The organism is uncultured Maribacter sp. (genome assembly GCF_963974015.1).
GTDB lineage: Bacteria > Bacteroidota > Bacteroidia > Flavobacteriales > Flavobacteriaceae > Maribacter.
Genome location: NZ_CAXBBZ010000001.1, coordinates 201,701 through 217,862 on the forward strand (window position 1 = coordinate 201,701; position 16,162 = coordinate 217,862).

Below are 16,162 nucleotides of genomic sequence, written 5' to 3' on the forward strand. Positions count from 1 at the left end.
TAGTACTCAGTAGCAAAACTGGCACTGTAAACCGTTTACTAGTTTTAAGCTTCAGATAACATTTTCTCACCTGCTTCAATAGCCTCTTCAATAGTACCTTTAAGGTTAAAAGCAGATTCTGGTAAGTGATCTAATTCACCATCCATTATCATATTAAACCCTTTAATAGTTTCTTTAATATCTACTAAAACTCCTTTAAGACCTGTAAACTGCTCTGCTACGTGGAAAGGTTGAGATAAGAAACGTTGAACACGTCTTGCTCTACCAACAGCAGATTTATCTTCTTCAGATAATTCTTCCATACCTAAGATGGCAATAATATCTTGAAGCTCCTTATAACGTTGCAAAAGTTCTTTTACTCTCTGCGCACAGGCATAATGGTCTTTCCCTAAAATTTCAGCTGTCAAAATCCTTGAAGTAGAATCCAATGGATCAACCGCAGGATAAATACCTAGCTCTGCAATTTTACGAGACAATACCGTTGTTGCATCTAAGTGAGCAAAAGTTGTTGCTGGCGCTGGATCCGTTAAATCATCTGCAGGTACGTAAACCGCCTGAACAGAAGTAATCGAACCTCTCTTTGTTGATGTAATACGTTCTTGCATAGCACCCATCTCTGTTGCCAAGGTTGGTTGGTATCCTACCGCAGAAGGCATACGACCCAATAAAGCTGAAACCTCTGAACCTGCTTGTGTAAAACGGAAAATATTATCTACGAAGAAAAGTACATCTTTTCCTTGACCTTCACCTGCTCCATCACGGAAATACTCAGCAATTGTCAAACCTGAAAGTGCCACACGTGCACGTGCTCCCGGTGGTTCGTTCATTTGTCCAAAAACGAAAGTCGCTTTTGAATCTTTCATCACCTTTTTATCTACTTTCGAAAGATCCCATCCGCCTTCTTCCATAGAATGCATGAAATCATCTCCGTACTTTATAATTCCAGACTCTAACATCTCACGAAGCAAATCATTTCCTTCACGAGTTCTTTCACCAACTCCTGCAAATACAGAAAGACCTCCATGCCCTTTGGCTATATTGTTAATCAATTCCTGAATTAATACCGTTTTACCAACACCTGCACCACCGAACAAACCAATTTTACCACCTTTTGCATAAGGTTCAATTAAATCGATAACTTTAATACCCGTAAATAAAACCTCTGTAGTAGTTGTAAGATCTTCAAATTTTGGCGCTTCTCTGTGAATTGGAAGTCCATCTTTTCCTGATTTAGGTAAATTACCCAAACCATCGATAGCATCACCGATTACATTGAATAAACGACCATATACATCGTCTCCAACAGGCATTTGAATCGCACTACCAGTAGCTACCACATCAACACCTCTACTTAGACCATCGGTAGAATCCATAGAGATAGTTCTAACCGTATTTTCACCTACATGAGATTGTACTTCCAATACCAAAATAGACTTATCCTTGTTAATTATCTCCAAGGAATCATAGATTCTAGGTAGATCAGCACCTGATTGAAATTCTACATCAACCACGGGTCCAATGATTTGCGAAACTTTACCTGTAACTTTTGACATTACTTTTATGTTTATGTATTACGTTTAATATAACCTTAAAAATGCTCTCATTTTCAGGCTGCAAAGATATAGTATTCAGTTTTAAACAAAAACTGTTTTTTGCCTTTTTTACAAAAGTAAAAAGGTGCCAATTAGGCACCTTTTATATATTACTATTCTATATGTTTCTATTGAAGCATAGGAGAGAAGTTGGTAGGATAATCACCGACGTTCAATAAATTACCTGAAGCTTCAAAATTTGAACCATATGTTACATCAATAGCTTTCATAAATTCATTGGCCAATAATGCATAACCCCTTGCAGTTGGATGAATTCCATCTAAAGAAAATGCGCTACCAGTAACCAAACTTGAGGTTAATGTGAACTGCCCACTTGTAATACCACCATTAGCTAATTGATTCAACAAAGAATTTGCATCTACAAAAGCTAGGCCCGCCTGACTTGCTGTAGCCGCAATTATTTGATTAAATGCTTCGGTTGCAGCCGTGATTTCTTCTTGCTCACTTGGCAAAAGCACCCATTTGTCGGCTAAAGGAATAGCTACTCCATTTACAGTCAAAGGATTCCCTTCAACAGCAAGTGTACCAATAAAACTAGCTGCAGGTAATACCAATAAATCATCAGCCGTAGCTTGTCTAATTTTTGGTAGTGCAGCAAATGCAGGATTGATTGCTCCTAAATCTGTTAACGTTTCATCTTCTATAACAACAGCATTATTTGCTCCTTCAACAAAACTAATTGTTCTCGCATCTAACTCTTCCTGAGTAAATAACCCAGTTCCGGCCAAAGCACCAAATGCAGCTTGTAAACCACCATTATATGGTATATAGGCTCCATTTACCGCAGCAGCTGTTGCAGCATCCAACGGCACGGGATTATGAGGTACCGTCGTGAAATGCGGGATATTTAGGACATTAGGAATATTGGCGACCACTCCTTGTGCACCTCCCGCAGTCAAAGTAGCGATCAATGCTCCATAACTACCATCAAAACCAACACCAGGGGCTCCTGAAACCGGAGTAATAGGATTTGTACCATCTCCACCGGAAGTGGCGTAACCAAGTACGTCATTTTCACCGCCCCAAATAGAGAAGAAACTAGGTGCTTGCGCTACCGCCAACTCTAAAACACTTGCATTAGGTGTGGTACCTGTTAGTCTAACGGCATAAGGATTTGCAAGACCCAAAGAAACATTTGCCAAATTGCCATAACCAGGCGCTAAAAGATGAAAACTTTTTGCACCAGGAACACCCAAGTTGTTAAAAGGACCTGTTGGATTGTTCAATGCAATATCTGTTGTAACCGTTACAGGACCAATTAAAGTTTCTAAACCTACCGGACCAGCACCCCCAAAAACCAATCTTGGATCTTGTATCCTAGCACCACCAGCTGCAAGTCCGCCTAGATTATCATTTGTTAAGGGTTGAGTAAAACTACCGCCACCAACAAGGCTGAACTTTTGGGACAATAGATTAGGCAAGGACAATTCTTGACCTGCCTGAAATAAAGCACCATCAGTGAAACCTGCAGTTAAAGAATTTCCTATAGAAACATAGTTTGAAAAATCTGCGGAACCAGCAGTTAATTCAACCGACTCTTCAACCATTACTTCTGGAGCAATGTCCACGTCTTCTGGATCATTACAAGCTGTAAAAGCTAAAATCCCAATAGTTATATATATGAATTTAAAATTTTTCATTTCAAAAGTCTGATTTAAAATTAGTTGTTAATTGTCCAAGACAGGTAGTACATAGACCCAATGAATCCGGTACCGAATGCAGTATAATATTCCTTATTCGTCAAATTGGTGCCACCCAATTTAAATGAAGACTTAATACTTGGAACATCATAATTAATCTGAGCATCAACTACATGAAACTCTGGAATCACACCGTTTCCAAAAGTAGCTTCCCAGAAGTAATCATCACTAAATCTGTAAGAAACATTGAAACCAAAATTGTCGAACAATTCTTGATTTCCAAAGGAAGCCTTGAACTTATGCTCTGGTGTATTGAAATTCAACATCACATCTGGATTAGCATCACGGTCAAAATCAAGTTTCGTGTATGTATAGCTACCCTCTAAGTCAAAATTACCAAGCACTTTCATACTCAAACCTAAAGATGCGCCATATGAATTTACATCTGCATCTGTATTTGTATATGCACTATATGCCTGATAATCACCGTTAGCAATTGCCGCAACAGACAATGCCCCATCACCAACAGTACCATAATAAGGTGCAATAACCACTTCTTGTGAAATAAAGTCCTTATAGCTATTGTAGTAGGTACTAAAATCAATTACTAATTTTTCAACTTTACCTCTATACCCTATTTCAAATGAAGTGACTTTTTCAGGATTAATAAGATCTGGATTAGCTACTTCTAAAACAGCAGGATTTCCTGTTGCACCTAATTCCGTAACCGAAGCTAAAGAATATGAATTATTATACGCTGCTGCACCTGTTTGGGAAATTGTTGCTGGCTGGCCCAGTAATTGGCCACCTCCACTTACGGTAAAGTCGCTAGAATATCGATCTAAATTGTCTGGAGCAGATCCCACCAATATAGCTCTACCAGCGTTTAGGCCTATGAAAAGATCCTGAGTAGTAGGATTTCTGAATCCTGTTTGTGCCGAAGCTCTAATATTGTGATTTCTATTTAATGTGAAACCAGCTGATAACCTTGGAGAGAAAAATCCATCAAAGAATTCAGATTTATCATAACGGATAGAACCAGTTAATTTCAAGCTTTTTTCATTTTCAAAAGGCAGCGTTTTCTGCACTTGCGAATAAATACCGTATTCAGAATAATTAATTGGCCCATCAGAGTCAGTATAAATAGTCCCCGAAGAATTCAAGCTATATTGTCTATAGGATCCCCCTACTTGAATTTCCGCCCAATCGATTAAATGGCTAAAATTGTAATTAGCATCTGCATGGTAGTACTTTGAAGCATCTTGAAACTTAGAACCTGTGGCTAAATTTGGGTCATTAACACTTCTATCAAATGCCGCTTGAAATTCTGGTGTGCCTGGCAAATATCTACCTGACTCAGCTTGCGCTCTAGCCGCGGCATGAGCCTGTTCATCAGTTGCTCCAGACAAGGTTGCCAGTACATAAGCACCTGTATATTCTCCGAACCAGGTATTATCATCTTTCCAAGCTCTATTGATATTAATACCGGTAAAAACCATATCGTAGGAATCACCTGATTTATCGCCAACCAAATACCCTCTTACAAAAAAGTTGTCATTCTTAATTTCCAACTTATGCTGTTCTTGAAAAAAACCTTTAATATTATATCTATTAGTACCTTGGTAAATAGTATTACCAGTACCTACTTTACCAACATAAGAAAGTTCTAAACTATTATCTTCAATAGGTCTATAGTACAACCCCCAATCAGCTTTAATGCTTTCAGCATTATAGTTGGTAAGATCGCTTTCATTATAACCCGTTCTACTTACAACTTGAGAGGGTACTAGAGCATTAGCTCCAGCAGGCAAAATACCTAAACCTTCAAGAGTGAGCGCTACACCTTTAATATCTGTTGACACTTCATCGCCATAAACGTTTATACCGTCATAGTTCAAATCTGCTCTTGTTCCACCAACAGTTGTTTTATCAACTTCACTTGTTGCAGCCCAATCAGTACCTTTCAAGTACCCGAAATTTACCTTTGCCGCGAATTTGTCACTAAATTTATGTGCCGCTCTTATTCCGAAATCTGTATATGCGTTGTCACCGGCAGCTTTTTGAGAAGTAATACCACGCTTGATAGAAACGCTAATACCCTCGTAATCAAATGGACTCTTACTTCGCATGAATAAAATACCATTAAAAGCATTTGCTCCATATAATGCTGAAGATGCACCTGGTAGCAACTCCACACTTAAAACGTCAGTTTCTACCATACCTACCAAGTTACCGATAGGGAAGTTCAAGGCTGGCGTAGAATTATCCATACCATCTACCAACTGCATAAAACGTGTATTGGCAAAAGATGCAAAACCTCTTGTGTTAACTGATTTAAAGGTTAAACTATTGGTATTGACATCTACACCCTTTAAATTTTCGAGTCCGCCATAAAAGTCTGCAGCAGTGGTACTCTTTATAGTCTCGAGCCCCATACGTTCAACGGTTACAGGTGATTCAAAGATACGTTCAGGTGTTCTAGATGCTGATATTACAACCTCATCTAAAAAAGTTTGTGACTCATTTAAAGTGATAGTCAATGTTTGATTATTACCAGTAATAGTCTCGCTATTGCTAGAGTAACCTATACTGGAAATTTCTATTTTAAAAGGTGGAACTTCAGAAGTAGCTAAATTAAAATTACCGTCAAAATCAGTTACAGTTCCAATAGTTTTGCCAACAATAACGATATTGGCCCCGGGGATAGGCTCGTTGTTTTGATCAACAACAGTACCATTGATATTGGTCTGGGAAAACCCAAAAGTACCAATAGCCATCAATGCTATAAGTAGTATTGCTCTCATTCTTAATTAAAGTTTAAAATTAGTTTGGGCCCAAGATACAGATTATTTCAAATGGATTATAGTAATTTGAAATAAATTATGCACGCATAATATTATTATGATAATTTTTACCATTGTATTTTGACAAATGTGCAATACAAAAAAAGGGACATGAAATATTTCATGTCCCTTTTTTTTATAATTCGCTTAAGTTTATTCCACCGTTACCGATTTTGCAAGGTTTCTTGGTTGATCCACATTACAACCTCTCATTACCGCAATATGGTAGGAAAGCAATTGTAATGGTATAGTAGTCAACAATGGGGTTAAACTTTCTAAAGTTTCTGGCACTTCAATAACATGATCGGCCAAATCTCTAACTTGCTCATCACCTTCAGTAACAATAGCTATAATTTTACCTTTTCTTGATTTAATTTCCTGAATGTTACTTACTACCTTTTCATAATGACCCTTTTTGGTCGCTATTACGAAAACCGGCATATGCTCGTCAATCAATGCTATTGGACCATGCTTCATTTCTGCAGCTGGATAACCTTCTGCATGAATATAACTTATTTCTTTTAACTTAAGAGCACCTTCCAAGGCAACCGGAAAATTATATCCTCTTCCTAAATAAAGACAATTTGTCGAATCCTTATATACATCGGCAATGATTTCAATCAAGGTATTTGACTGTAATGACTTTTCAACTTTGCTAGGTATAGTCTCTAATTCCGTTAAATATTCGTGATATCTTGATTCTGAGAAAACCCCTTTTGCTTTTGCCAATTTTAAGGCAATTAGCGTAAGCACTGTTATTTGCGTTGTAAAAGCTTTTGTAGAAGCTACTCCTATCTCTGGTCCAGCATGCGTATATGCTCCTGCATCGGTTTCCCTAGCAATTGACGAACCGACCACATTACAAACTCCGAAAACAAAAGCACCTTTTTCTTTAGCAAGTTTAATTGCCGCCAAAGTATCTGCTGTTTCTCCCGATTGAGAAATAGCAATCAAAATATCCTTGTCAGTAATAACAGGATTTCTATATCTAAACTCTGAAGCATATTCTACTTCTACAGGTATTCTCGCTAAATCTTCAAATATATATTCAGCAACCAACCCAGCATGCCATGAAGTACCACATGCAACAATAATAATTCTATTAGCATTTAGGAATTTTTCCATATTCTGGTCAATTCCTGCCATTCTAATCAAACCTTGATCCGCTAACAAACGACCTCTATATGTGTCTTTAATCGCTCTTGGTTGTTCGTAAATCTCTTTTAACATAAAGTGGTCATAACCACCTTTTTCAATTTCCTCTAAATTCATTTGCAATTCTAAAATTCTAGGATATGCAACTGAATCATCTTTTATTTTTCTTAATTTAATTTCTTTACCCAACCTAATAATAGCCATTTCCTCATCTTCAAGATAAACTGCATTATTTGTGAACTCTATAAATGGGGAAGCGTCTGAAGCTATGAAAAATTCATTTTCACCAATACCAATCGCTAATGGGCTACCTAATTTCGCAACTACGATTTCATCAGGCTTTTGCTTATCAAAAACTGCAATAGCGTAAGCCCCGACAACTTGATTTAAAGCAATTTGTACAGCCTTACCTAATTTTACATTTTCTGTTTTCTTAACCTCTTCAATAAGATTGACCAAAACCTCAGTATCCGTATCAGAGTGAAAGGTATATCCTCTTTTAGTTAATTCTTGCTTAATAGCCTCATAATTTTCTATGATTCCATTATGGATAATTACCAATTCGCCAGAATTCGAATAATGTGGATGAGAATTTACATCATTTGGAACACCATGTGTAGCCCAACGTGTATGACCAATACCAATACTTCCGTTTTGAGAAATACCCTTAGCCTTATTCTTTAAATCTTCTACTTTACCTTTAGTTTTGGCAAGGTTAATTTGATTACCATCGAACAACGCAATCCCAGCACTATCGTACCCACGATATTCTAAACGCTGAAGACCTTTTATTATAATAGGAAAAGCATCCCTATAACCTATATAACCTACAATTCCACACATAATACTTTTGTTTGATGATTTTAAGCAAAATAATTTACCACGAAATTAAGTTAATGTGAATAGAAATTAACCCATTTAAGATGTATAACGCGAATATTCTTTAAAATGATATGTTTAGCTGAAAAAAAGCAAAAATCTATGATTAAATTTTACTTAATTGGCCTTTGTATAAAATATTTCAAGCTTTAATCTCTTATCATAATCGGGGTCAGTAACCTGAAGATTACTACCGTATAAGACAGTACCTAGAGGGGTTAAATTAGAAGTTGTCGCAATCCTTTTTTCAACGCCGCCAACCTTAGCCTCAGCAACATTCCAATTTTGAATATTAGATGACAACGTTAAAGCCAATGTTGCGTTTACAGAATCTCGAACCACCAAGTTATTGATGTAATCAGTTATTTTTACTGAATACTTAACGCCTTTTCCATTCGACTTCTCAATAATACCGTCATAATTTAAATACGTCCCAAACAACGAGTTTACTGTAAGATCAGTCTGCTCCGTATTAGGGTTTATCAATGAAAAATAATTTTCTGCATTATATAAATAAAGTCTAGGAGGATCTAATTCACTACCATTTGCATCTAATTGATTTCTGTCAATATAAAAAACGAGATTGGCCTCGTTAATCACCCAATTTTCACTTCGTATTTGTTCAACAATATTCTCGCCTCCATTTTCTTCAAACAAATTAATTTCAGCATAAGTACCAGGCCCACCCTTTAAATAAATTCTTGAAGCGTTTTCTGTGTTATTTAAAGCTTGTATAATTTGAGGCCCATAATTTTCTGTTATAATTGAGTTTACAGCATTCCCAGTTACGGAGCCACTTTGAAGTTGTGATAAGAATGAAAAAACAAAATCTTTTTCTTTTATTTCATTAGGAGTATCATCACTAGTAATATCGGTAGTGCCATTAGTATTATAACTACTATAAGTGTATGTCATAGTAATATTTGTACTTTTTAAATCAAAAAGAAGCATCACATCATCACCCGTTCCATCTTCAATAGAAAAATGCAAACCTCTTATGAAATCGGTAAAGTTAGATTGACTCAACAATTCAGAACTTCCTTCTTTATCCAAAATATTGTTTTGAAAAAATTCATTATTTAAAGGAATTCGAATACCTGGGCCAAGTTTACTGAAAGTTAAAGATTCATCTACATCTTCAGTTGTTGAATCATCGTCATTGGCGATTAATATTTCTTTATCGTTGATTTCAACAACACCTTCAAACAACAAATCTGAAACGAATGCAGGAGAAAATTCCTGATTTGAAAAATACTCTTGCGATTCTTGAAAATTAGTGTTCGGATCTAAATCACGAAGAAAAAAAGTTGATCTCTCAACCTTAAGACCAAATGAAGGAATAACAGATTTTGAAACAATGTCATAATTGGCACCATTAACATAAATGCTATCCAATTCAATCTTTTTCGCAAAGTTATTAGTAAAAATAGGCGCATTATCTCCGTCATTTAATCCATCTCTATCTTCATCAACGCTATTAATATCTAAAGGATCTGTACTTGATGCAGTTTCAACTGAATTTAAAACTCCATCACCATCATTATCATTATCCTCACTTGGCTTTTCATCAAATTCGTCAACTACGCCATCGCCATCAGTATCCGTAGCTATACTTTTAGTTAAAAACGGAATATAAAGATATACTTCTTTTACAGTTTCATTTTCCTCAATGGTGGTTATAGACTCGCCAGAGCTACCAGCTTTATCTTCTTTCTCTTGAGATAAAGCCCCGAAAATAGGATTAACTGTACTAAGAAACATTTGAGATGTTACCGACCCATTAGTTTTACCATATATTGGGTCATTGAAAACACCTAACTGATATATTGGCAATTTATTAGTTTGTACCGCTTCAATATTCTTATTATAAACAAAAACATCATATGTTTCTTGACCTGTAGTAAAAGGCTCATTGCCTACAACGCCAGCACCAATAGTGGTTAAATCTTGTTCACATGATACCAAAAAACCAAATATCAATATCATTCCCAAAAATTTGGGAGTAGCGGAATTATCAAAAAAATTCATTCAGATTATTTTAAAACTTCTGTGTTATAAAAATTAGCATATGCCTCCTCAAATTCTTGAACGGGTACATATGGCAACACTGGTTTTTCTTGGTTGGAAATATGGTTTTCTAATTCTTCTGGAATGTCTTCCGATGCTAAAATAATAGCATCAGAATAATCAACAGCTATCTTTAACAAATTATTATAGGTAGGATCTGCTAAAGATGCAATTGCCTCATTGGGTATACCATCAAATGCGATTTTTTTGACCATATCCTTATCTAAAGAACCTTCAAAGGTTTTACCATAAACAGACAATACAATTTTACTGTCAGCAAAAAGTGGCTCATCCGCATAGAATTTTTTCAAATACAACGGCAACAAGCTGGCCATCCATCCATGTACATGAATAATATCAGGCGACCAATTCAATTTCTTCACAGTTTCCATAACACCTTTGGCGAAGAAAATTGCACGTTGATCATTATCTGGAAAAAGATTTCCTTGCTTATCAGTAAATGTTGCTTTACGCTTAAAGTACTCTTCGTTATCTATAAAGTAAACTTGTATTCTTTCTTTTGGGATAGATGCTACCTTAATGATTAATGGCATATCCATATCATTAATTACCAAATTCATTCCGGAAAGCCGAATTACTTCATGCAATTGATGCCTTCTTTCATTGATATTCCCATATCTTGGCATGAATATCCTGATTTGACCACCATTGCTGTTGACCATCCTAGGCGCTTCATAAGACATTAAAGAAACTTCGTTTTCGGGTAAGTAAGGAACTAATTCAGAAGATACAAACAATATCTTTTTACCATTCATAAAGGTTATATTTTATTTTTCACTGGAACGTAACTGCAAAATTACAAAAAATATAGAGATTAGCCGTAATTATAGTAAGTTTGCTCGCTAATGAACTTTTCAATGCTGGTAGTTAAGACCATAAATGAGCTTAGGAGCGAACTAAATAAAATTGATGACTCGTCAGATATTGGCTTAGTACCGACAATGGGAGCACTTCATCAAGGACACATGTCTCTTTTAGAAAAGGCCTTGTCAGAAAATAAAAAAGTAGTTGTTAGCATTTTCGTAAACCCAACCCAATTTAATAATTCGGAAGATCTCGAAAAATATCCAAAAACTTTAGAAAACGATATTAATTTAATTTCCACTATTTCAAGTGAAATAATCGTTTTTGCTCCTTCTGTTTCCGAAATCTACAATAACCATGTGAAAACCAAAATTTATAATTTTGCTGGGCTTGATAAAGTTATGGAAGGTGAATTTAGAGATAATCACTTCAACGGGGTCGGTACAATCGTTGAAACTCTCTTTAATCTTATCAAACCAATTAGAGCCTATTTCGGTGAGAAAGATTTTCAACAATTACGTATTATCCAAAAGCTCGTAGAAATACAGAAAATACCTGTTGAGATTATTGGCTGCGAAATAGTACGTGAAAATCACGGCTTAGCCATGAGTTCTCGAAATGAAAGGTTGAGCACAACAATACGACAAAATGCTGCATTCATTTACGAAACCTTGAAGACCGCCAAATATAAATTTGGCATGGAAAGTGTATTAAAAGTTAAAGATTGGATAGCAAAGCAATTTGATAACAATGCAGATTTTAAACTAGAATATTTTGAAATTACCGATGTTGAAACTTTGACCCCAGCAAAGAATAAAAATATTGATATAAAATATAGGGCCTTTATTGCTGTTTATGTAGAGGGTGTAAGACTTATAGATAATATTGCCCTCAATTAATTAATTTTGCATTATGCAAGTAGAAGTAGTAAAATCAAAAATACATCGAGTAAAAGTAACTGGCGCAGACCTTAATTACATAGGAAGCATTACTATTGATGAAGATCTTATGGATGCCGCAAATTTTGTACGTGGTGAAAAAGTACAGATCGTAAACAATAATAACGGAGAGCGCCTTGAAACCTATATTATTCCAGGACCAAGAAAAAGTGGAGAAATCACTTTAAACGGCGCTGCTGCAAGAAAAGTTTCGGTAGGCGATGTACTTATTTTAATTTCGTATACTTGGATGGATATTGAAGAAGCAAAAAAATTCAATCCGTCATTGGTGTTTCCAAATGAAGAAAATAATTTATTGACTTAATCTTGACAAGTACTCTAAAAAAAAATCTAAAGATTATACTCCCAATTGCATTGGGAGTTTTTTTAGTTTGGTATTCTTATAATTCTACTACACCAGAAAATAGAAAAGAAATAATCTTTTATATTAAAGAAGCAGACCCTTTTTACGTTTTACTTTCTGTGTTTTTAGGTATTTTAGGTCATATTTCCAGGGCAGTTCGATGGAATTATCTCTTAGAACCTTTAGGTTACAAACCTCGTATTATCAATAATATATTAATAATATTAATTTCCTATTTTGCAAATCTTGGCATTCCAAGAACAGGTGAGGTCTTGAGAGCTACAGCACTCACCACATATGAAAATGTACCTTTTGAAAAAGGATTTGGCACTATAGTTACCGAAAGGGTCATAGATGTTATAATGCTGCTTTTAATTATTCTAATAACATTTTTATTACAGACAGATGTAATAATGGACATGCTTCAAGAACGCGGCTTTAATTTAAATGGCCTTCTTATACTTGCTGGCTCAGTAATTATATTATTCATTTTATTCGTTGCACTGATTAAAAAATCAAAAAATGCATTTGCACAGAAAATCAAAACTTTTGTAAAGGGATTACTTGATGGTGTTTTCAGTATTTTTAAAATGAAGCATAAGTGGCTTTTCATTTTTCACACTTTGTTCATTTGGGGATGCTATATAGGTATGCTATGGATAATAAAGTTTACGGTACCCGAAACTATTTCCCTTACACTTAGTCAATTGCTTGTAGCCTTTGTAGCTGGCGCTTTCGCTATGGCAACCACGAATGGAGGCATAGGTCTCTACCCAATCGCCGTTAGTAGTGCTTTAACTATTTTTGGCATCAGTACCGTCTCTGGTGATGCCTTCGGCTGGATAATTTGGATTGCCCAGACATTAATGATAGTTGTTTTTGGTGCAATATCTTTTATTTTATTACCGTTATTGAACAGAATCAAATAGTATTCTTACTATTTACAATTACCATATATGCGTTATGTATCCATAATTTTCGCACTTTTATTTGGCGCAATATCCTATTCTCAAACAACTCAAGAGATTTTTGAGTCGTTTAAACTTCAAGAAAGACGAGACGTACATTACCATTTTCCTGAAAATATGGATGTGGACAAAAAGTATCCTCTCATTATAGTGCTTGATGGAGAATATCTTTTTGAACAAGTTGTAGCCTCATCAAAGTTCTATAGTCGTTTTCATGGTATGCCTCAAAGTATTGTTGTTGGCATAGATCAAAGCAAGGAGGATTTAAGATATGAAGATTGTGCATTTGATGCTGAAAGCGGTTTACCTTCTGAAAAAGGCAAAAGCTTTTATGAGTTTATTGGCATGGAACTTATTCCATATTTAGATTTAAACTATAGTACGGCTCCTTTCAAAATGATTGTTGGTTATGACATCACTGCTAATTTTATGAATTACTGGTTATTTAAGGATAATTCAATCTTTGATGCCTATATAAGTATTTCACCTACTCTTGCTCCAGAAATGGAAAAAAGAGTACCAATGAGACTTAATACATTTGAAAATCAAATATTCTATCAAATTATAGTAGAAGGTGAACAAAACAAGGGCACTCAACGAATAGCAGCTATGAACCAAGGCATTAAAGCTTTGGAAAAAGAATCATTACATTACTATTTTGATGAATATAAAAATGCCGACCACATTTCGGTAGCTACATATGGTATAGGCAAAGCTTTTGATAATATTTTCGGCATGTTTAAACCTATTAGTCCTAAAGAATATAAAACGCAGATACTTACAAGTGAAGAACCGGTTTTCAATTATTTAGAAAGCAAATACCAAGGCATTGTTGACATATTTGGATTTAGCAAGCCTGTAGAACTTAATGATATCATGGCAATTTACGCAGCGTCGAGAAAAAAAGAAGATTTTGAGTCATTAAAACCACTTTCTGATCTTTGTAAAAAAGAATATCCTGAAACTATGCTCGGCTTTTATTTTGAAGCTGAATATTATGAGCAATTAGGAGAACCTAAAAAAGCGCTTAAAACATTTGAAAAAGCTTTTCAAATGGAAGAAATAGATTTTTTAACTAAAGAAATGGCCCTTGAAAAAATGGACGCATTAAAAGCCGATTTCGGGTATTAATATATTTAAACAGCTAGTTCCCAAATTAGCCCAACCTACTTATTATGATAAAAATTAACGCGATGTATTTCGTCTTTTCCGGAGTACTGTTTACCTATTTTGGATTGAAAGGAGATTTTATTATTCCCTACAGTGGTATTGCCCTATTCATGGCTTGGGCATCCTTTTTCTTAGCATTTAGTGCTCATAAAAAAGAAAATTCACAAGATTATTAACGCTTAATCACTAAGCGATATCCGCTCATTTCAAACTTCTTGTTACCTTTAGCTCTTTCAGTAAAAGCTAAAGATGGCCAAAACAAAAACTGCATTTTTTTGTCAAAATTGCGGAACACAGTATGCTAAATGGGTAGGACAATGTTCTGCCTGTAAACAATGGAATACCGTTGTAGAAGAAGTTGTACAAAAGGAGGAAAAGGTAAATTGGAAATTACCTTCACAAACTTCAAAAAGAGTATCTAAACCTCTTTTGGTCAATGAAATTAGCATTGAAAAAGAGATTCGCTTAAATACCTTCGACCTTGAGTTCAACAGGGTTTTAGGTGGCGGACTAGTACCTGGAGCTTTAGTTTTATTAGGTGGAGAACCTGGGGTAGGAAAAAGTACCCTTTTACTTCAGATTGCCCTAAAACTTCCTTATAAAACATTATACGTTTCTGGTGAGGAAAGTCAGAAGCAGATTAAAATGCGGGCCGATAGAATTCACCCAAATAGTGAAACCTGCCTTATTCTAACAGAGACTAAAACTCAAAATATCTTTAAACAGATTGAGGCCACAGAGCCGGATATTGTAGTTATAGATTCAATTCAAACTCTACATTCAGAATATATCGAATCTGCTGCAGGTAGTATTTCACAAATACGTGAGTGCACTGCTGAACTTATAAAATTTGCCAAAGAAACAAATACACCTGTAATTCTCATTGGCCATATAACCAAAGATGGCTCTATTGCAGGACCTAAAATTCTGGAACATATGGTAGACACTGTGTTGCAGTTTGAGGGTGACAGAAATTACGTCTATCGCATACTAAGGTCTTTAAAAAATAGATTTGGCTCTACAGCAGAACTTGGTATTTATGAAATGCAAGGGAGTGGATTAAGGGAAGTTAATAACCCATCTGAAGTACTAATTTCTAAAAATGATGATGGATTAAGCGGTACTGCAATCGCTTCAACGGTAGAAGGTATGCGTCCTCTCCTTATTGAAATACAAGCACTGGTTAGTACTGCGGTATATGGCACACCTCAACGATCCACTACAGGCTACAATGCCAAACGGTTAAATATGTTGTTGGCAGTTTTAGAAAAACGTGCTGGTTTTAAATTAGGCGCAAAAGATGTATTCTTAAATATTACCGGTGGAATATCTGTTGATGATCCAGCTATTGATTTGGCGGTAGTTGCGGCAATACTATCGAGCAATGAAGACATACCGATAGACAAAGGAACCTGTTTTGCCGCAGAGGTTGGTTTGGCAGGCGAAATTAGACCTGTTCAACGTGTAGAGCAACGTATTTTAGAAGCAGAAAAATTAGGCTACAACACAATTATAGTGTCCAAAAACAATAAGATAGGCCTCAAATCAACAAAGATAAAAATACTATTGGCCTCTAAAATTGAAGAAGTTGCCCGCAACCTATTCGGTTAACGTTTATCCCGCATTATCCTTGCAAATACCATAATAACTATTACCACGACCAGTATAACCACTATTTGCCAAAAACCAACCTTTAAAAG

General features: G+C 35.5%; 12 protein-coding genes. 6 read left to right on the top strand and 6 right to left on the bottom strand.

What is annotated here, in order from left to right; translation table 11 throughout:
- Positions 1 to 44: 44 nt before the first annotated feature.
- The 6 genes from atpD to AACZ41_RS00920 all read right to left on the bottom strand — a co-directional run bounded on the left by atpD (position 45) and on the right by AACZ41_RS00920 (position 10,973).
- The gene (gene atpD, locus AACZ41_RS00895; RefSeq protein WP_339625552.1) at positions 45 to 1,553 is read right to left on the bottom strand and encodes a F0F1 ATP synthase subunit beta; all 1,509 of its coding nucleotides are present in this window, start codon (positions 1,551 to 1,553) and stop codon (positions 45 to 47) included.
- Between the two features lie 167 nt (positions 1,554 to 1,720).
- Entirely contained in the window at positions 1,721 to 3,253 is a 1,533-nt protein-coding gene (locus AACZ41_RS00900) for a G-D-S-L family lipolytic protein (protein ID WP_339625554.1), read from the bottom strand.
- 20 nt (positions 3,254 to 3,273) lie between these two features.
- Positions 3,274 to 6,057, bottom strand: coding sequence for a TonB-dependent receptor (locus AACZ41_RS00905; protein ID WP_339625556.1), 2,784 nt, complete (start codon positions 6,055 to 6,057; stop codon positions 3,274 to 3,276).
- 192 nt (positions 6,058 to 6,249) lie between these two features.
- Positions 6,250 to 8,094 carry a glutamine--fructose-6-phosphate transaminase (isomerizing) gene (glmS, locus tag AACZ41_RS00910; protein ID WP_339625558.1) on the bottom strand — a complete coding sequence of 615 codons (1,845 nt, stop codon included), beginning with the start codon at positions 8,092 to 8,094 and terminating at the stop codon, positions 6,250 to 6,252.
- 153 nt (positions 8,095 to 8,247) lie between these two features.
- Positions 8,248 to 10,158, bottom strand: a complete 1,911-nt coding sequence (locus AACZ41_RS00915; RefSeq protein ID WP_339625560.1) for a DUF4270 family protein — start codon at positions 10,156 to 10,158, stop codon at positions 8,248 to 8,250.
- Between the two features lie 5 nt (positions 10,159 to 10,163).
- Positions 10,164 to 10,973, bottom strand: a complete 810-nt coding sequence (locus tag AACZ41_RS00920; protein WP_339625563.1) for a glycogen/starch synthase — start codon at positions 10,971 to 10,973, stop codon at positions 10,164 to 10,166.
- 102 nt (positions 10,974 to 11,075) lie between these two features.
- Here AACZ41_RS00920 and panC point away from each other — a divergent pair, with 102 nt between their 5' ends.
- The 6 genes from panC (at position 11,076) to radA (ending at position 16,073) form a co-directional block, all read left to right on the top strand.
- On the top strand, positions 11,076 to 11,921 hold the full coding sequence (panC, locus tag AACZ41_RS00925; RefSeq protein WP_339625565.1) for a pantoate--beta-alanine ligase: 846 nt from the start codon (positions 11,076 to 11,078) through the stop codon (positions 11,919 to 11,921).
- A 13-nt stretch (positions 11,922 to 11,934) separates the two neighbouring features.
- Positions 11,935 to 12,285, top strand: coding sequence for an aspartate 1-decarboxylase (panD, locus tag AACZ41_RS00930; RefSeq protein ID WP_339625567.1), 351 nt, complete (start codon positions 11,935 to 11,937; stop codon positions 12,283 to 12,285).
- Positions 12,286 to 12,287: 2 nt separating this feature from the next.
- Positions 12,288 to 13,253: a lysylphosphatidylglycerol synthase transmembrane domain-containing protein gene (locus AACZ41_RS00935; RefSeq protein WP_339625569.1), complete on the top strand. Its 966-nt coding sequence runs from the start codon at positions 12,288 to 12,290 to the stop codon at positions 13,251 to 13,253.
- 27 nt (positions 13,254 to 13,280) lie between these two features.
- The gene (locus AACZ41_RS00940) at positions 13,281 to 14,423 is read left to right on the top strand and encodes an alpha/beta hydrolase-fold protein (protein ID WP_339625571.1); all 1,143 of its coding nucleotides are present in this window, start codon (positions 13,281 to 13,283) and stop codon (positions 14,421 to 14,423) included.
- A gap of 44 nt (positions 14,424 to 14,467) precedes the next feature.
- A complete protein-coding gene (locus AACZ41_RS00945) occupies positions 14,468 to 14,638 on the top strand; it encodes a hypothetical protein (RefSeq protein ID WP_177170922.1) in 171 nt (56 codons plus the stop codon).
- A 73-nt stretch (positions 14,639 to 14,711) separates the two neighbouring features.
- Positions 14,712 to 16,073, top strand: coding sequence for a DNA repair protein RadA (radA, locus tag AACZ41_RS00950; RefSeq protein WP_339625576.1), 1,362 nt, complete (start codon positions 14,712 to 14,714; stop codon positions 16,071 to 16,073).
- The last annotated feature ends 89 nt before the right edge of the window (positions 16,074 to 16,162 follow it).